Genomic DNA, 17465 nt, shown 5'->3' on the forward strand with positions numbered 1-17465 from the left:
ATTTTTATGCCTGTACAAAGGGACAGTTGCCCCTTTGTACAGAATAAAAAAATCACCTGTTAGTTACACTGTAAATTTTTTGGTCTGGCAGACAGTCGCTTCATTTTTTCAGCGAAGGCCTTAGTACACAGGCGTTCTTATAGACTCTCCAGACTCAGTGGGAGCCAGTTACCCTGTGCATAGCGTGCCAGACCGGCCTCCTCAAAGCGCCAGAGATGGAGCCAGCCGTTATCGAGCAGTTTCCGGATAACCTCATGCTTACCAATCACTGCGTCAATGGCATTTTGCGGCGCGTCGATAACAACGGTCAGGCGCAACGGCTCGTGCATCCAGTGCTCGCCGTCATGGAGCGACTGACGTGATAAACCGATCCGCAGATCGCCGCCATTGCCCTCAAAGACACCGATGCGGCCCCCCACTACGTTGTGCAGCACCTTATTGCCGCTCCCCAACCTTTGCGGATCGCATGTTGACGCGTGGTACTGCCAGTTGATCCAGTGCGTGACCAGCATGGGTGCGGTCATCAGGCCTTCCAGTAGACTGCCATCACTATCCTGACTCGCATCGTAGTCATGCAGAAAGCTGCGCCCGCCCAGGACTACGCCACGACTTCTGTGACGAGGGGCAATAAGAAAGGCTGCGTTGCCCGAAAGACCCCATTCGGGACGGGTTTGTGCCCCGTCATTAGCGCGACGGCGTAGTTGTCCGAGCAACACATCTTCGGGCGCACGCGGGTCCAGCTTAAGGGCGGGTGCCCGCTCGCGGCGGACCTGATCACTGGCTTGATTAAAAATCGGTTGCAATCGCTCACAGCGGGCGCGCGCACTTTGCGGCAACAAATCGAGATCAAACCACTCGATTTCATCGGTAGTCGTGTTATGCAGGGCGGCCACAAACGTCGTAGAGTCCGGAATCACTGTTCCTTGCGCTTGCAGCCCCTGGCGAACCTGTGGTTCGTTAAGCAATTGCGCCAGACTGCGTGCATTCACTTCACCGGTCTGGCCACAACAGGCACCACAGTCCAGTGCCGCTGCGTGGGCATTGTTAGCTGACTGGCTGCCATGTCCAACGAGGAGCACTATAGGTGCCAGATGCTGTTCCAGGCCCATGGCATGAAGAACCCCGGCAGCGAGCTTAACTTTAGCCTCAGTATCCAGCCCAACCAGTTGTGGGCGGCACGTCTCCCGAAACCGCGCAGGTAAGCCAGCAAGATCATCTCTGGCACGTGCTTTATTGCCCGGGCGTAACCAGTTTACCAGCTTGACCGAGTAGCCCAGTCCAACCGCTTCCACAAACGAGAAGGCAGCCCCCGGCCAGCGGCTAATCGCATTCCATTGATCGGCCATGGCAAATCGGGCGTGACGCGAACGACTGGCCTGGCTTTGCAGTGCCGCATCGGCTTTATATTGCGAACCCGCCTCCACGATACGGTCAGCGACCTCCAGGGAAGGCGCAAGTAAGCCGGGTAACTGGGGACGGCGGGCTTGCGTGCCCAGCGGTGTGTAGGCAACGGGAAGGCCAAAGAATCCTGCAAAACCGATGGTCTGTATACCAGCACTCACGGTCTCAAGCGCACGGCGCAACGGTTCACTGCGCACATCAATGCAGAAAGCAGCCTGTGCTTCGATTGCCTGATGTTCCGTACCATGACCGTTTGCCGAGGCCAGCCGATGTGCCAACTCACGCTGATAGCCAATCTCCAGCGCCAGTTGCCATACTTCCTCAACCAGCATCGCCTGTTCCGCCGCCTCCAGCACCTGGTGAGCCTGTTTCCAGGCGTGCTGAAGCGAAGCAAGCGCGTGCCGGGTTGCTGCATCATCTTTGCATTCCAACAGGATTACGCCCCAGGCTAAGCGAATCGTCAGCAACTCGCGCAGGTGTGGGTCCTTATCCCCCGCCAGTCCCGCCTGCCAGCTCAGAAAGGCACACCAGGAAGCCCACCCATTCACGGTAAGCAGTACCGATTCCAGATAATCCGCCCATACAGCTTCAGGCAGGCCCAGACGTGCGATAAGCCAACGCTCCGCATCGGTAGCATTATCGGGTAAGGCATTGATAGCATTTGTGATATGGGGCAACCCCATTAACAAACCGATACCCTGATCGTGTCCCAGCGTATCCCGCCAGAAGGCATATAAGCCCTGTCGCTGAGGTTGCCAGTTCGCCTGATCTTCATCGAAGTAGGCGGCGCAGGTTTGACCAACCTGGTGCGTGATAGCCTGCCGCCAGGATAATCTCTGGTGCCGATCAGGATCGTTGTCGAGCACGTCGATTAGCAGCGGCAATTGCACTGGTGAGGTTCTTGCCTGTAACGCATCCAGGCACTGTTCAGCCGTCAGACCGGTCGCTTGTGCTTCGGGCAGTTGATGTAGCGCCAGATTGAGATCGGCAAGGCTGATACGGCCCTCGCGCCAGGCCAGGAACTGCTGATCGCGCGATGGGAATACCTGGATACCGCCGAGTACCGCCATCCGGGCGGCGACCCTGCGTACCGGCATGCCAATACGCGACCAGTGAGGGTTGACAGCAATGGCGCGATCCAGCGGCCATGTAGGTGCAATCGCCTGGCAGGCCTGGCTGCAAGCCTGCTCAATTGCAGCATGCCGGGAACAGGCGTTTTGTGTCGATTGCGTCAGGCTCGCCGAACCGGTTTTTTCGTTATTGACTAAGGTATCCATCAGTAGGCTCTCCAGTTTATTCGTATGGTTCAGCTCAGCCTGTCAGCAACAGGCGCGGTTGGCACTTCAGGTTCAACGTGTATGGAAACCCGGGATGTGAGGTTAGCTGGCCATAAGCGCAGCGCCAGACGTGTGAAGGCTTCGTCAAGGTAAAAACCCGCATAGCTCCATTGACGCAAGCGCGACAGGTGTTGTGGCTGCTTTTGCAATAACACCTGACAGAGATACAGGGCCGCCATGCCTGCCAGCGCGATCAGACCCAGACTGTCATCCGGCATATCCTGCAGGCCAAGCGGCAGCGCATGTGCTGACAGCGCAACTGTCGTCAGACCGATCACCGTGACGCACCCGAAAAGAAGCTGCGCCGACTTTCCAGACCCGCCCTCTGAAGCCTCGGGTAACCACAGTAACGGTGCCCAGGCCATACCAAGCACCACACACCACCACCAGGGCCAGGCGGCAAGACCTGAGAGCATCAGCACCAGAAACACGGCGGTAATTGTCAGCACGGGGGCAAAAAACACGCTAAGGGTGGTGGGCAAAGCGGCCCGGTGCAAAGCCTGCAGGCGAGTGTCTCTTACACCTTCCGAGGCCGACAGGAAAGCATGGGCTTTATAGAGTGAATGGCCAATCAGATGCAGTGCCGCCAGCGTATAAAGGCCAAGCGCGCATTCGAGCAGCATGAAGCCCATCTGCGCAACGGTTGACCAGGCCAACCGCACTTTAATACTGATGCGAGTCAACATGACAATGCCTGCCAGCACAGCGGTCGCCAGCGCGAAAATCAGCAACAGGATGCGCGCAGCGTTTGCCTGATCTAACATGGGTGCGAAGCGAATAAGCACAAAGCCACCCAGATTGACGACGCCAGCATGCAAGAGCGCCGATACCGGTGTTGGCGCCTCCATCACCTGTATCAGCCAGCCATGCACGGGTAGCAAGGCCGTACGAAGAATGACCGCCATTACGAGCAGAACGGCACTCGCCTGTAAGGACAGGGACATGCCATGCTGAGCGATATGCATCCCCAGAGCTGACAGCGAGAAACTACCTACATCCCACCAGGCGAGCGCGGCAGCGCCAAGCAACATCACGTCAGCCATGCGATCCGCAATGTGCTTTTTGTGTGCCGCAAGCCGCGCAAAAGGCCGATCGGGATAAAAGCAAAGCAAGTGCTGAAGTGCCACACCGACTGCGGCCCAGGCCGCGATGAGCAGCAGCCAGTTATCGGCGATCACGAGCAGATGCACGCTGCACAGCACAACGGCCAGTGCGCCAATATAGCCTCGCTGATTGGCTTCCCCTTCAAGGTAACGCGCAGAAAATGAAGCGATAACCTTACCCAGCACTTGTACCAGTAAAGCCAAAACCAGGCCAAAAGAGGTTGCCATTATTACGCCCGTCCATTGCGTACCACTGATGCCCGCGGCAAGACACAGTCCGGTTAAGGCAATGGTACTCAACGAAACTCCCTGTAATACACGCCAAAGCATCGGCATGGTAATCCAACTAAACCGCGTCAGCCCCGCTAATGCGGCCATTAAAAATGCAGGCGCCAAAAAACAGACCAGATGCAGAACATCAAGGATATTCATTCTATTTCCCTCATACGCTTAATTAGCTGTATGATCATTGACCTGAACTATTCTGTAAAATATATTTATTTGCACATTTCAATATTAAAAAACGAACAATGAACCTCAACCAGTTGAATTTTCATCACCTTTATTATTTCTGGCGCGTGGCCAGGCTTGGGCATCTGACGCGGGCTGCCGAAGAGTTGGCCACCTCGCAATCGGCCGTTTCGGTGCAAATTCGGCAACTGGAGGATCGACTTGGAGAAAGTTTGTTAATCCGTAAAGGTCGCCGTCTGATGCTGACAGACACAGGTCAGCTGGTTATGGCCTATGCCGACAACATCTTTGGTCTGAGCCAGGAGATGTTGGGACGGTTAAAAGGCACGTCAGCCGGTGTTACGCGGTTACGCGTGGGCAGCGTGGCAACGCTGTCGCGAAATTATCAGGAAAACTGGATTCGGCCCGCGCTTACCGACCCTGCCATAGTACTGACACTGGAGTCCGGATTACTGGAGGGCCTGCTGGTCAGGCTGACGCAGCATAAGCTGGATGTGGTGCTGGCTAATGAGACGGTACCTGCCGATCCCGATCGTCCGTTGCGCTGCGTGTTCCTGGGCAGCCAGTCTATCTCCGTCGTCGGCCCCGCGAGCAAATGGGCGTCACAAAGCCTGCGCATCCCGGAAGACCTGGATGGCGTGGAGATTGCCCTGCCCGGCCCGCGCCATGCCCTGCGTGCGCAATTTGATGCTTTATGTTCTAAGGCCGGCGTGACGCCAAGACTGCGAGCCGAGGTGGACGACATGGCGATGCTGCGTCTGATCGCCCGCGACAGCGGCTGGCTCACCGTGTTGCCCGAGGTTGTGGTTCAGGATGAGCTACGCGCCGGCATTCTTGTCTCCGTGGGCCAGTCAGACGAATTGCAGGAGCGCTTCTTTGCCATCACAACACCACACCGGCATCGTATTGACGTGCTGGAGCAACTGCTGGCAGGGGCGCAAAAATTACAGGTGCCCAACTAAGTATCACGCCGATTGCAGGTTGCCTGGCAATGTATTGAATCGCCAAATAACTAAAATTATGAGGTTTCACACTAAAATATAAATATGCATTGGTGTAAAAGATACAGACGAAAGTCGCGTAAATTTCACACATTTTCAGATGCCCAGGAATTTTCATTGCAATTTCCACTGCAGGCATTACCCTGTATATAAAACGCATTCATGAATTAATGATAAAAAATACCCATTTATCAATATATTACGCCGCGCCTGCTCTTAAATTAAGGTCGCAATACTTATCAATCCGCGCTATAATAATCAATTAGTTATAAACAATATCGAATCTATTCGGACAAGTTTAGGACATAGCCTACTCAAATAAAAATCGTTCAGTCAAGCTCCGTTATTTTATTACCCGCCTAAGTTTCGTTTTTCTAAAGACTTATTTTTATAAATGAAATCAGGCTTTCACCCTTTTGAACAGTGTCATTTTCGTAAAATTCATTTTGGCCATTCTGGCCAGACAGTTGATCTTTCAGCTTTAAGGTCAAGGTTATTAAGCTGATCAAGATAATTCAGCCGTTTTTGCAGTAGGTCAGACTCTTCAGCGGAAAGTTGTTTTTTCAGCAATAGTTTTGCCATGCCGGGCATAATTTTCGTTACAGCCTCCTCTAACAAATATACCTTTTTATCTTCTGTATGTTCAAAAACCTCATCAGCTGGAATCTTTGTTACGTTCCCACCAACGTATTTCCAAAGTCCGCTGTTATCAATTTGACGACTTTGATCATCATACGCTATTTCGGCTACGCTCATATAAACTGGCCAGATTTTTGATACATCGGTACTTAAGCACCAAATTGTGCCCTGCTGATCGTATGCAATTTTTAAAGTATCGGCAGCGTATAAACGTTGACTTGCATACCATTCATGCCCCGCATCATCAAAAAGGAAAGTCAGCCCATAGTTTTTTTGGCTTGTAATATCATCAGCAGTAACCGGCTTTCCCGGTTTAAAGTTCTTCAAATCAATCATGGACATACCTCTACTTAATTGTCTGCCATTTGTCTTCAACAAAAATTTGTATGGGCCGGGCTGTAAATTCATATCCTTTTTTTACCTTGCCAGGATTTTTGAACCCCGTTATCACATAACCTGCTTCAAACGTAACAGCCTCCCCTTTTTTCCTGACCTCAGCTCCAAGCCGTACACTCTTAATGCAGTTTTTTGTAATCTCTTCTGTTGAAGGTAAAGGGATGATCTTGTCACTTATCTTTTTCAGTTCTGCCATCACCCAACTGGATAAATAGCCATTTTCCTGGGACTCTTGAGTTTTCCATCGCGGTCCATTGATATTTCCGTCCTCACTGAATGTCATCTTCCCCATGATGATTTTCTCAGCCGTCAGTTTCCCCTTAATATCAAGTTCGCCCGTAACTACACCGCCCTTTTTCGACAGGAAATCTTTCGCTGCATCTTCCTTACTGTAGCCTTTATTGTTCTCCAGATAGCGTTTATCAGCCTGTGCAAGACTAATGGCATGATGAGGTTTTTGTGCCTCTGAAACCGGTGTTGCACCGCCTGTGTTTCCGCACATCAGCCAGGCGTTTAATGAACTGTTCCATTGGACCTCTATGAGCCCGCCATTAATTATTTCTCCACCCTGCAGCTCCTGGTGCGCATGCGAATACAACGGGTAGGCTTTGCCCCCGTTGGCCGAGAACGTACAGGCTCCTGTGTTTGCCTCTCTGGCTTTAAACGTGAGACGCATGCCATCCGTCAGCTCGGCCAGCACAGGCTTGTAAGAGGCGGAATAGCGATTTGCTGTGCCGCTATCGTGAGCAAATGTCGGGGCACACTGCTGAATGGACGGATAGATCCCACCTGACGGCAGAAACGGCGCCCCCTCAATCATGAAAATACTGGCTTCCGTAATCGCACTCATGCCCGCCGTAACAGTAATCCCCCATGCCGCGACGTATCCTGCATCAGGCTGAGGCGTAACCTGTGAACCTGTAGGCGACGACACTCCTGCTTTTAACACCAGGCGGCAGACACCTGACCGTTTCCCCGGCTGAGCTTTACCTGAGTTACCGGGCCCGCTGTAGGCCACTGCAGGGTTTGCCGCATTGTAATAAGGCAGTATGGTTTCGTCAGAATCCACATCCTCATACCCGACCTGCACCAGGTAATTCATGCTGTGACCAGCAGAAGCAGGCGCGGTGAGCGTGAGCGGGGTTGCTTCACAGATGAGTCCCTGCTTCAGGATGAGCTGCGACGTATCTGTGGGGAGTGAGGAATACGGTGAGTTATCCATATTCTGTAAACTATAAATCTGACCGGGGCCAACAATGACACGCAAGGACGCAGGACTGTCGGGTGTACAATGCAGGCCATAAAGACAGGTATCGGAACCCAGCACGGCCACAGCCAGCTTTGCCATACCTGTCATGGCGAATTTATTGGTGTTAAGCAGGTCAGTTTCGAGCGGAATAGCGCCCGGATAAACTATCTGACGGTCCATAGTTACCCTATAAAAAAACCCGCCGTAGCGGGTTTAGTGATTAGTTAAGGTTTAGTAATTTAAACAGTCATTAGCTCAGAGGTCTTTAAGCTTGTGACGTATAAATGATGCTCGATAATACTTTTTCTTGCGCTTAAATCGCGTATACATATCTGAATTAAACAATGATACCGATTCAATTTGGTCTCGTGGTATGACGTGTCGATATTGTGACAAACTCAGTGGAGAAGAGTCGTAAGTAATACCGCAATCGCTATAGTGTTCTGCGTAGTTAACTTCTTCAACAAAGCTGAGCGTGTCTTTATCACGATAACCGCTTAAAAATGGGATGATCACTATAGTATCAGTGTCATGGTCCTCTAGCCTGGCTTAGTGCACAATGCCAATGTAGACTTTGCGAGACTTCATTGATATTGAAACCATCAGATTTTGATTACTTGTCATTGATTCAAGCAGAATAGCCTCTATAGGGTTTGCGTTGGCTATCTCCTTGTATAACCTTAATCTTTCATCATTATTCCTCAGCTTTTTTTCTTCGTTTTTGGATTCCGCAAAGCTTAGTAAGGCTGTGGTGGCAACTAATAAAACGAATGGCAGACTCAGGCCAACAAACTTAACATTCAAAATGTCGTAGGCATAAGTAAAAGCTTTGTATTTGTCCGTGAATAACAGCGGCGTATTCAAAAGCCACATCGTCGCAAGGAGAAGAACCCATGTAACGAAAAGAATGATGAAAGAGATGAAAACGTAATAAGAACCTTTAAGAGCGACCTGAAAATATGATTGCCAACCCGTAGATTTTTTGAATTTATGTTTTGATGGTATGTGACTATTGATATAAAGATAGCCACACACCAAAACAATAACGATGAGTGCCGCGCTCATGAGTCACCTTTACTATTTTTTCTCAGCAAGCACCCGCACGTTGTGTGCAATCGCGCTTTGTACATCCTTATTATTTAGGTTGATACGTAAGGCGCCACTACGGTCAAAGTAGTATCTCTCGCTGGTTTCTCCACCAGCAGGGTTTTCTCTCGTGTCCCAACGATTTTTTACAAACAAATCCATGATTCGATCGGGCTCAGATGCTGCTTTAATAAACTTTTTCAGATTCAACATATTACCTCCTTCCCAGAGCTCTGTATGCAGAGGTTAGGCATCCACTAACGACATCTGATCGAAATCAACATTGTTATGGGTATCTATACAGTGAATATAATACTATTAGGAATAAATGGGCAAGGTTGTTTTATCAACAATTATTGACAGAGCCTTATTCAGACAAATGCGAGTTGATCTGTTCATATCATTAGCAGCATGGATTACATCAACTTTACCCAGACGAGCGTCCCTTCCATTTTGACGGCAGCGATAGCTGCATAAATATTTGCATCTGTAACGCCGCCAGTGAACATGTACCTTGAGATATACTGGCCACGCGAGGCCTTGCTGTATCCAGATGATGAGATGTGGTAGCCAGCCACCCACGGGATGCCTTCACCTTTGGGGCGTCTGACCACGACAAATGCCTGATAAGGCAAAAAACGGGATCCATAGCCACCTGCTGCACCATACCCGATTGCTGGTCCGCCATATGCGCCCGTATCTTCAGGGCGTAAGGGCTCAAACACATCTGGGCGACTTCCGATTAATGTCTCAAGTACCTGGATAATCGCCTGGCGCGTGCCGCGCTCCCGCAGCAGATTTGTTCTGATCTGATTACGGAACTGCTCGTCGGTCATCCCTTCGCGCCTGATAAGGCTGCTGCCGAAAAAGTCACACGCGGCGAGGTCGAGCCAGCCATTACTGGCCGATGCCAGACGTGTCTGCGCCCGGGCGAAAAGATAAAGTGCGTAGCACCAGGAAAGCGATTTCGCGCACGCTGTCAGCGTGCCTTGCATAACCGGACTTTCGTCTGCAAACCAGCCAGCAGGAAGGAGGGCCTTAAGCCGTTTGTAAAAGTCGTGTTGATCGCCTTTGGCCATTCAGATCACCTTAACCGTTCCGGGACGAATAACCTGCCTGTGCGAAGCTGCCATATCGGCGATGCCGCCATTCAGCGTCAGTGAAGAAACATTTGTCACCAGCGGACTGGCACTGTAGGCCACCTTTACCAGTTGGGTGTATGCCAGCAGTTTTCCCAGCGCCAGCTTGCCGATGAACTTAACAATTGCTGTTCTGACCTGCGTGACAATGTCGCCATGATTAGCTGTGTCATCGGTAGTGATCACCAGAATGACATCGGCTTTGATTACATCTGGCGGAAATACACCAAACGTGACGGTAAATCCCCGGACTGTTTCAATGGCCATAGCTGCACGCTGAACAAAGGTGGCATCCGGTGTGCCACTGCCATCGTCCACAACGGCATAAAAATAACCAGGCTGATACGAACCATCCCACGCGGCATTTTCCGTGAGGGTATAACTGACTCCATTCTGGAGATTACTGATAGCGAAGCCGATAGCCGCTTTAGTTGCTTTCGACAGTGAGTCGATCCACAGCACAAACCTCGCCCGGTAGCTGTCATCCCCCTCTGCATTTTTGCCGTTAGTAAATGCAGTAGTGTTGGTTACTGTGTCCACGTAGAGGATTGTCCCGGAAATGACCGTGACAGTTCCCGGCTGCGCATTACCCTCAGCACCCGCTATGTCCGCTTGCACAGGTACAACCAGAGAGCGGATGCCCGCAGCGATGACATAACCTGACTGCTCCGTATCCCAGGCATCACTCGACGTGTCAGCGATTACAGAATAGTGCTGGGTTCCGTCTGTTGTACTTACCTTCGCGCCTAAGGGAATCAGCGCCTGACTGGTTACCGTAAAGCGGCTAAACGTCACCATTCCTGTGGCCTGCACGGAAGAAAGGCGGGGAAAGCTGAAATCCGCCATCCAACTGTCCAATTCTTCACCCGAACATGTTGCCGCGCGGGTCGTTACCAGAAGTTTCACAATCAACTGTTGTATCCACATGGTGACACCGGCATTCGATTCAGCAAGAGACCTGAGAATACTGCCGATGGAGAAGTCCACCAGGTTTAACGATCTCGCCTGGATAGCGGTGACCTGTTCCCGAACAAGCTCCGAAAACGATTTGATGTTCAGTAATGGCATAATCTCACCTTGTGATGTCAAAACTCAGTGTTTCCTGAGAACCGCTCAAAGCATCTATGTAGGTTAAGGAAACGCTTACGCCTTCCTCAAAGCGTGTGAGTTTTACCTCTGGTGGCGGTTTGCTGGCTACGGCCTCTTCTAACAACATCTGTCCAGTAATTAATGCCTTCCATTCCCCTAGTTTCACCGCTTCCCCAACCTTTTTACCCAACCCAGCACCATAAGTGGGATGGAAAACATAGTCGCCAGGATTGGTCAGAAGCCGGCGCAGGATCCTCTGCTTAGCGCGTTCACTGCCCGATGATGTCAGTAGTGACCCTGTAGATGAAACCTCTAGGTCTCCCCCAATGACGTGAAAGATGTCGTGCATGTGTTACTACCATTAGGTCGATGTGAATTGCTGATTAGGTGGCTGGGTATTAAATCCTTTCCCTTTCTCCAGATGGGTGTGCCCCTCATAGACGGTCCGGATACGATGAACGTTGCCGTAGCGGTCATTGTTATCGCGAATATCCTTAGCGACGGTCAGATTTCCGTCCATTGTTACGTCGCCACCAGTGAAGTGATGTGCCGGAGCGTCATAGGTGAGTTTGTCTTTGGCACTCAGCAGGACTTCACCGCTGTTGAGAAACTTCAGCATTGAGCCGCTCTGGTGCACCAGCCAGAATTCCCCAGAAGGCGGGCCCGGACAGCGGTCTGCATCGTTGTAAAATTGGCATGTAGCCATTCCCACACCCATCAGGCCAGAATCAAATTCTACCTCTACCACTGCACCCATCATTGGCCCGGCGGCCAGTCCCCATCCGTTACCAACCCAAAGAGAACTAAGTGGGATCCAGCCTGTTTCTTCTCCGGTCGGCTGAAGCTGGACTTTAACAGCGTAACAGTTCGGATCATAGGCGGTGATGACGCCCTGCCGTGTAGCATTTTTACCACTCTGCCGGGCTGTAGCCGCCATGGCATTCAGCAGAACTTTCATGTCTCGACTTCCAGTGCAGGGCTTTGGTTTTTGCCAGAAATATTCATCCTGTAACCCGCATCCCAGCTCAATGTGCGTCTTACCTTGTCGCAGAGATAAACCTGATCGAAAGGGCTTTGTGTCCCTTCAATTCGAATAGGTGTATCCGGCATGAGAAGATTATCGCCTGCTGTGGAACCTGTGAATTTCATCTCATGCTGGACGATTTGATGATAAACAGATTGAGCCAACGCCTGAGCGGCTTCAGGCGTTAATCCGTTCCGTATGAGGCGGTAGACTTGCGTTTCTGCAGTGGCTTTACCGGGTGAAATGCCTTTGGTTGCTTTTGGGTAGCAGACCCTAAACTTCTTATTTTTGAGCTTCACGTTCCAGCTCATTACTTCAACTGTCACCCCTTTCGAAATGGTTAGCGCACGTGAAAAAGAGAGATCATCAGAGATATTGCACTGTGGATATGCCTGCATACCCGGCGGCTGCCAGCGTATGACATAGCTGCCTTTGTCAATATGAGCACGTTTAGGTTCAAAGTGCAGGCAATCGCCGTTTACATAAATCGAGTAATTCTCGATACTTGCCAGTGTTGTAATGATGTCCCATTCGGTCTGCTCGCCTGTCAGGTGTGCCGTATCTATTTGGTAATATTCACCCACCCGTCTGTTTGTGGCGGTGATCACCGGCGTCAGGCCGTGACGCTGTGCCAGCGTGGTGACTATCTGAGAACTGGTGAGATTCTTGAAGCATTCACCAGACGTCTTTGCATCAATCAGCTTCGCAATGAAATCCCGGCCCTCAGCCACAATTTCAAAGCGTGCTGGATCGTAATGCCAGGTATCTATGTTTCCCGTCATGTGCTTTTTCTCATCGATACCGGAATTAGTGATAACCGAGATGAAAAGCTCTACCCGTATAGTCTTTTGTAAAGCCCACCAGTTCAGTAATCGCATGACTGGCGGCAGTGCTGAGATGGCAAGGGTAAGGTCGAAGGTTCCTGCCCCGCGAAAGCCATTGGCTTCCACGCTAAACGAAACAAAGGGTGCGTTCTGGCCGTTTAAAAGACAACGCCCGCTGATTTGGCGGGCGAAAGATTCAACGATGGGATTGTTTATATGCACAACTAAGTCTTCGGGTTGGTGGGTATATTAAGGGTATGAATACCGCTCAATTGGGGATCGGTCAGATGATTGACTTCGGCGATGCTGATCCACTGTGAAGCGTCGCCATACTGCTCTGAAGCCACCTGATAGAGGTTACCGCCCGAGAGTGTTACTGCCCTGATACCTCCAGACATCTGCCCTGCGCTCACGTTTTTGTTGAGCCGTCCCAGTACCTCTTGCAGACGATATAAAGCCGGGATTTGTGTAACATGTTCTGACTGTAAAAGGAGGTTGCTGACGGTCTTAGATATGGTATGGCCTGGCACCAACCCACCCAGGGAGGTAATCTCTCCGGCAGCGGCTTCCAATAGGGCCAGTTCATGCTCAATAATGTTGCGTGCAGCAATAAGTGGTCGGATAACCTCCTGTACCTGAACAACCGTGGCATGAGCGAAGTCTGTGACCTTTTTTACAGCCTGATGTAGAGTTTTTACTCCTTCTTTTACCGCATCCACGTTAATAATATTTGCCAAACCCAGCGCGCGACCAATGTCACTGTCAATAAGCCCTTGCAATGCGCCGGTCAGCGCATCTGTTTTATCCGGTGCCCCCTCGTTCCTGACCACAGCAACTTCAATCGTGTACGGTCTGCGCCAGACAAATTCATAAACCGGACTGAAAGACGTAATTACCACAGTGAACCGATAGTCATCCAGCGTCAGCACTACCGGGTGTCCCATATCCCGCATTCGCTCAAGCGCACTCACCCTTGAACTTGCCTCTGGGCCGGTGATGACGCCAGACCAGGTTATGGGCTCGTATTCCGTACCCAAGACATCAATGATCCGCCGTCCGCCTATAAGCTGATGCTGCACTGTCTTCTGACTGCCGCGAAAAGCAATACGCTCCGGAACTTCAAATTCCATAAATTCGAACTCGCCCAGCGTCAGTCTGGTGATAGTCGGATCAAAGCCCTGGGAGAACGGCGTCAGGTAATTCATAAATGCCAAGTATGTCTTACGCCTATGATTGGAAAATGAAAATAAGTCGGGCAAGGCTAATCCCGACTCTTTGCCCTTTGAGCGGTATTCCCATAATTATGGTTTTTCTTGCCAGACGTTTAGCTAATGACCGGGATGAGGAGATGCACCCCTGTGTCATAAAAAAAACCGCTTTCGCGGGTTTGATTAAGCAGCTTTATTTTTACGCCACTCATCTACCATTGCTTTTGAAACTTCTTTCTTGTAGCAAATTGGGGAGTAACCCCCCTGCTTACTCCACGCGCTTCTTCTTCCACAACTACTGCCATTTCGAGCTGTATTGAAAGGGCAGGCACAAACTCCCGGGTATGAAGCAATAGAATCTTCAATGATTAGTTGACGGATCTGATCGTCAGTTTGTAGAGCTGATTTAGCCTCAGGAGCACCAACCCAAAGCAAACTCATGGCCATAGCAAGTGAAACAGCAACAGTACGCATATCCTCATACCCCTTTTATTGATAAGAGGAATAAATTAATTCATCACACTGAAAATCTATTGAATGAAAAGGAACCATTAGCTGTATTTATTCTGAACAGGTCAACGTTTGCTTTTAATGAGCGATATAAGAGCCTTTATCGCTTAATCAGGCTTGTCAAAATTTTTGATGTACAGTCATAGTTCGTGAAGGTTACATTCTTCAACGTAGGGTACTTTGCCCCCCCACAACTGGAGACATCGGGTCATTCAGCAATTTAGCGCGAATCAAAGCTTCGTTCTGATCAAACCCCTCCAGTAATGGAGCATGGAGCTTCGATTTTGCATCCTCTTCACCTACCGGACGATTTGGCAAGCCAGCCGAAACGGACATAGCGCCAGAGCCCATTAAAACAAGAGCAACGACAAGACGACTCTTAAGCATATTCTCATCCGATAACAGCTGTTAAATACCAGCCCTTGTGATTTTACAATCACCCCTGTAGTCAACAGCATGGCGATATCAAGATTCAGAATCCTGAGAAAGCGGGAACAGGTTGAGAGTACCCTCAGTTTTGGCCGCGCCGTATGAAGTTACGGTATTGAGAGTTCACCTGACTGCCCGGGATAGACCATCAGCATTGATGGGTCGAAGGTGCTGGTGGATGAAGGCGCTCTGGATGCCTGCTGACTTAATCCATTGATGACCGTCGCAACCAGTATTTGCCGGCCTTCATGTGTCATAAGAAGGTTGACTGGCTGCGCTGTTCTCGGAACTTCTACAGGTGGTATATTGGGATAGATACCGGTTTTACGATAAGTCTGCGCGCGCAATCTTTGATTATCGAAGTCAGCCTGCGTTGGTATCCATGGTCTGTATATTACGCCATGCTCTCTCGCATTCTGCCTGGCTAGTCTGTCACGTTCAGCCATTTCCCGGCTCTGAGTCACCGTTTTTCCAGGATACAGCGCAGCGAGCGTGACGGCTGAGACGATGCCCGGGAGGCCTGAGAGAGCAGCCGCAAGGCCAGTCAGGCCCGTTGTAGCATTCCGGCCAATTAACAGGTCAATGCCAGTATTCACAAGCTTAAAGGGTGTGATTAACGCCCCTGCCGCATGTTTAAGCGCCCAGAATCCACCACTGAGGGTCGCCAGACCCGCAATGGCCAGTGCAGCATGCCCGGCAAACTTGGCTATGTCTGGATGGTGGCGCGCAATTGCCGTCATCATTTGAACAGAATGGGTAAGGCTTTCAAGCCAGTGCGTGAACGTGTCCAGCAGCCCCCCGTCTTTACCCATGACCAGTTGCAGATTTTGCCATTTTTTATGAAAGTCGATGAGCTTACCGTTGTAGGTCCCGCTGACCGCGCCATAGGCCTCGTTAAGTCCGCGTGCCATTGCGTACGCATCAACACGGTGATGAATGGTCTCAAGCTGTTTATCGATGAGACTGAACATCTTGCCGCCAGTCCGCCCGAATATCATGGCATTCATGCGCTGCGTCTGTTATTGCGTGAACTGATGATTGCGGTAAATGGGCAGGATGACGTTTTCATAGTATTCAACCGGTGACTGGCTGAATAGCTTTGGGTTGATAAGGGGATTGCCGCGAAAGCGCTTCACTCCGCCCAGACTGTTGAGTTCAATCTTGTTGGCATCCCATATGCCCAGAGTAATCAGGTCGTGCGTGACCTGATTAGGTAGCTTCACAATACCGTTTAACCGGTTATAAGCCGTCATCAGCGCATCACCCGCTGAACTGCCCTTAAGCTCGCCGATAATCGGCTCCAGCTCTGCAAACAAGGCTTCGTTGGTGAGGTTAAACGCTGAGGTCCCCGCTTTTGCCATGAATTGACGGTACTGGGTGAAGTCAACATTTCCACCAGAAGACTGAATGGCACGGAAAGCCGAATCCATTAGCTCATTAAAACGCTCTGGACTTTTAAGTCCGCCAGCGGTTTCCGTGAAGCGTAACATGTCCATTTGCTTAGCGGTCGTGGCTTCGCGCTGATGTTCATCCAGCCCTCTGGACGCGAAATTGATACGCGCTAACACCGGTGCCGCTATTTTTGCGGCGCGCAGCTGCTCATCGAGCGTTTTAGCGCCGGACTCGCTGAATACCCCCTGAGCCTCCATGAGATATTTAAGCATGTCGGTTGTTGATGCTCCCCGGATTCGCGAAGTTTCCGCGAAATGCTGAGCTTCACGCGTGGCAGTCGGCCCCATACCGAACTGCCTGAACTTTTCAGTCATAGTCTGGTACCGTGCAGCTTCATCCACAAAGCCTCTTAGCAGTTTCAGACTCAGATATCCGGTAGCCAGATTAGTCATGCCGTCTGAAAAGGAGCTTCCGCCAGCCACACGTCCACCGCCACCGTCACTTCCGCCACCCCAGCCTCCAGGTGGTACACCATTTTTCCATCCATGCCACCCCGCGCCCGAGCCTGGAGGGGGAGGAAGACCAAGTGCGCCACCATTATTGCCGTATCCACCACCGCGCCCACCAGCTCCTGCAGTTGCTGCGCCAGCGGCCAGAAGCGGTAACGTCATCGCTGCACTGTAGCTTCCAGCAACCAAAGGCAGATTACTTGTAACGCGATTCATGCGCTGTGCCTGTTCGGCTACTGAACGGATAGCACCGGCATATTCTCTCGCACCTCGGGCGGCAGCAGAGAATTGATTATTCAGAGAGCGGTTAAGTCCCCGCAGCGCTGAAGACGCCTCTCGGGCTGCGCTGCTCAGCGCTTTGATGTTTTTAGTTATAGTGGCGAACTTTTTGTTGAGCTCGATTGCATCACGGCTGACCTTCAGCATTTGGCGCGTAATCTGGTCATCCAGCACCAGACGCACGGCTACACGGTAAGCCTGAACATCCATGAGGACCTCGTTTTATGAGCATAAAAAAACCCAGCTCAGCTGGGTCTTATTAAAATTGAACTATCTATTGGATTTCATTTAACCAGTAAAACCATACCAGAACTCACCTGAACCCAGTATGTAAATCAACGGGTCGTGAAATTTAGCTTAAGAGGATTTTTTAGTGACA

The 17465-nt window shown here is 50.9% G+C and carries 16 protein-coding genes; 1 reads left to right on the forward strand and 15 read right to left on the reverse strand.

Features of this window, described 5'->3' with window-relative positions:
• Nucleotides 1-137 precede the first annotated feature (137 nt).
• Nucleotides 138-2678 (reverse strand): YbcC family protein, encoded by a 2541-nt coding sequence (locus RAC60_RS19335; RefSeq protein ID WP_375094165.1) that lies wholly within the window; start codon nucleotides 2676-2678, stop codon nucleotides 138-140.
• Between the two features lie 29 nt (nucleotides 2679-2707).
• Nucleotides 2708-4273 (reverse strand): NADH-quinone oxidoreductase subunit L, encoded by a 1566-nt coding sequence (locus RAC60_RS19340; protein ID WP_058702520.1) that lies wholly within the window; start codon nucleotides 4271-4273, stop codon nucleotides 2708-2710.
• A 98-nt stretch (nucleotides 4274-4371) separates the two neighbouring features.
• On the opposite strand from RAC60_RS19340, the gene RAC60_RS19345 reads away from it, so the two are divergent.
• Nucleotides 4372-5274, forward strand: a complete 903-nt coding sequence (locus RAC60_RS19345) for a LysR family transcriptional regulator (RefSeq protein ID WP_006121992.1) — start codon at nucleotides 4372-4374, stop codon at nucleotides 5272-5274.
• Nucleotides 5275-5754: 480 nt separating this feature from the next.
• Here the strand turns inward: RAC60_RS19345 and RAC60_RS19350 are convergent, their stop codons facing one another.
• From RAC60_RS19350 to RAC60_RS19410, 13 genes are all read right to left on the reverse strand, one after another.
• A complete protein-coding gene (locus RAC60_RS19350) occupies nucleotides 5755-6288 on the reverse strand; it encodes a tail fiber assembly protein (protein ID WP_375094166.1) in 534 nt (177 codons plus the stop codon).
• A gap of 10 nt (nucleotides 6289-6298) precedes the next feature.
• Entirely contained in the window at nucleotides 6299-7777 is a 1479-nt protein-coding gene (locus RAC60_RS19355) for a hypothetical protein (RefSeq protein ID WP_375094167.1), read from the reverse strand.
• Between the two features lie 369 nt (nucleotides 7778-8146).
• Nucleotides 8147-8662 (reverse strand): hypothetical protein, encoded by a 516-nt coding sequence (locus RAC60_RS19360; RefSeq protein ID WP_375094169.1) that lies wholly within the window; start codon nucleotides 8660-8662, stop codon nucleotides 8147-8149.
• A 12-nt stretch (nucleotides 8663-8674) separates the two neighbouring features.
• Complete coding sequence (locus RAC60_RS19365) at nucleotides 8675-8896, reverse strand: hypothetical protein (protein ID WP_029569556.1); 222 nt, start codon at nucleotides 8894-8896, stop codon at nucleotides 8675-8677.
• Nucleotides 8897-9099: 203 nt separating this feature from the next.
• Nucleotides 9100-9762, reverse strand: coding sequence for a hypothetical protein (locus RAC60_RS19370; protein WP_375094171.1), 663 nt, complete (start codon nucleotides 9760-9762; stop codon nucleotides 9100-9102).
• Nucleotides 9763-10890, reverse strand: a complete 1128-nt coding sequence (locus RAC60_RS19375; RefSeq protein ID WP_116584916.1) for a baseplate J/gp47 family protein — start codon at nucleotides 10888-10890, stop codon at nucleotides 9763-9765.
• A 4-nt stretch (nucleotides 10891-10894) separates the two neighbouring features.
• Nucleotides 10895-11260 carry a phage tail protein gene (locus RAC60_RS19380; protein WP_375094173.1) on the reverse strand — a complete coding sequence of 122 codons (366 nt, stop codon included), beginning with the start codon at nucleotides 11258-11260 and terminating at the stop codon, nucleotides 10895-10897.
• Nucleotides 11261-11272: 12 nt separating this feature from the next.
• Nucleotides 11273-11869, reverse strand: coding sequence for a baseplate assembly protein (locus RAC60_RS19385; RefSeq protein WP_116584914.1), 597 nt, complete (start codon nucleotides 11867-11869; stop codon nucleotides 11273-11275).
• Complete coding sequence (locus RAC60_RS19390; RefSeq protein WP_116584913.1) at nucleotides 11866-12981, reverse strand: phage late control D family protein; 1116 nt, start codon at nucleotides 12979-12981, stop codon at nucleotides 11866-11868. Before RAC60_RS19390 ends, RAC60_RS19385 begins: the two co-directional genes overlap by 4 nt.
• 2 nt (nucleotides 12982-12983) lie before the next feature.
• A complete protein-coding gene (locus tag RAC60_RS19395; protein ID WP_375094174.1) occupies nucleotides 12984-13964 on the reverse strand; it encodes a hypothetical protein in 981 nt (326 codons plus the stop codon).
• Nucleotides 13965-14150: 186 nt separating this feature from the next.
• Nucleotides 14151-14441: a hypothetical protein gene (locus tag RAC60_RS19400; protein ID WP_172913207.1), complete on the reverse strand. Its 291-nt coding sequence runs from the start codon at nucleotides 14439-14441 to the stop codon at nucleotides 14151-14153.
• A gap of 572 nt (nucleotides 14442-15013) precedes the next feature.
• Complete coding sequence (locus RAC60_RS19405) at nucleotides 15014-15877, reverse strand: hypothetical protein (protein ID WP_375094176.1); 864 nt, start codon at nucleotides 15875-15877, stop codon at nucleotides 15014-15016.
• Between the two features lie 48 nt (nucleotides 15878-15925).
• Nucleotides 15926-17296, reverse strand: coding sequence for a hypothetical protein (locus RAC60_RS19410; protein WP_375094177.1), 1371 nt, complete (start codon nucleotides 17294-17296; stop codon nucleotides 15926-15928).
• Nucleotides 17297-17465: the final 169 nt, after the last annotated feature.

This window comes from Pantoea sp. BR_17, assembly GCF_041955125.1.
GTDB lineage: Bacteria > Pseudomonadota > Gammaproteobacteria > Enterobacterales > Enterobacteriaceae > Pantoea > Pantoea stewartii.

Coding starts and splice junctions, on each gene's coding strand:
- RAC60_RS19335 (WP_375094165.1), bottom strand. CDS start 2,678: ATGGATACCTTAGTCAATAACGAAAAAACCGGTTCGGCGAGCCTGACG.
- RAC60_RS19340 (WP_058702520.1), bottom strand. CDS start 4,273: ATGAATATCCTTGATGTTCTGCATCTGGTCTGTTTTTTGGCGCCTGCA.
- RAC60_RS19345 (WP_006121992.1), top strand. CDS start 4,372: ATGAACCTCAACCAGTTGAATTTTCATCACCTTTATTATTTCTGGCGC.
- RAC60_RS19350 (WP_375094166.1), bottom strand. CDS start 6,288: ATGATTGATTTGAAGAACTTTAAACCGGGAAAGCCGGTTACTGCTGAT.
- RAC60_RS19355 (WP_375094167.1), bottom strand. CDS start 7,777: ATGGACCGTCAGATAGTTTATCCGGGCGCTATTCCGCTCGAAACTGAC.
- RAC60_RS19360 (WP_375094169.1), bottom strand. CDS start 8,662: ATGAGCGCGGCACTCATCGTTATTGTTTTGGTGTGTGGCTATCTTTAT.
- RAC60_RS19365 (WP_029569556.1), bottom strand. CDS start 8,896: ATGTTGAATCTGAAAAAGTTTATTAAAGCAGCATCTGAGCCCGATCGA.
- RAC60_RS19370 (WP_375094171.1), bottom strand. CDS start 9,762: ATGGCCAAAGGCGATCAACACGACTTTTACAAACGGCTTAAGGCCCTC.
- RAC60_RS19375 (WP_116584916.1), bottom strand. CDS start 10,890: ATGCCATTACTGAACATCAAATCGTTTTCGGAGCTTGTTCGGGAACAG.
- RAC60_RS19380 (WP_375094173.1), bottom strand. CDS start 11,260: ATGCACGACATCTTTCACGTCATTGGGGGAGACCTAGAGGTTTCATCT.
- RAC60_RS19385 (WP_116584914.1), bottom strand. CDS start 11,869: ATGAAAGTTCTGCTGAATGCCATGGCGGCTACAGCCCGGCAGAGTGGT.
- RAC60_RS19395 (WP_375094174.1), bottom strand. CDS start 13,964: ATGAATTACCTGACGCCGTTCTCCCAGGGCTTTGATCCGACTATCACC.
- RAC60_RS19400 (WP_172913207.1), bottom strand. CDS start 14,441: ATGCGTACTGTTGCTGTTTCACTTGCTATGGCCATGAGTTTGCTTTGG.
- RAC60_RS19405 (WP_375094176.1), bottom strand. CDS start 15,877: ATGTTCAGTCTCATCGATAAACAGCTTGAGACCATTCATCACCGTGTT.
- RAC60_RS19410 (WP_375094177.1), bottom strand. CDS start 17,296: ATGGATGTTCAGGCTTACCGTGTAGCCGTGCGTCTGGTGCTGGATGAC.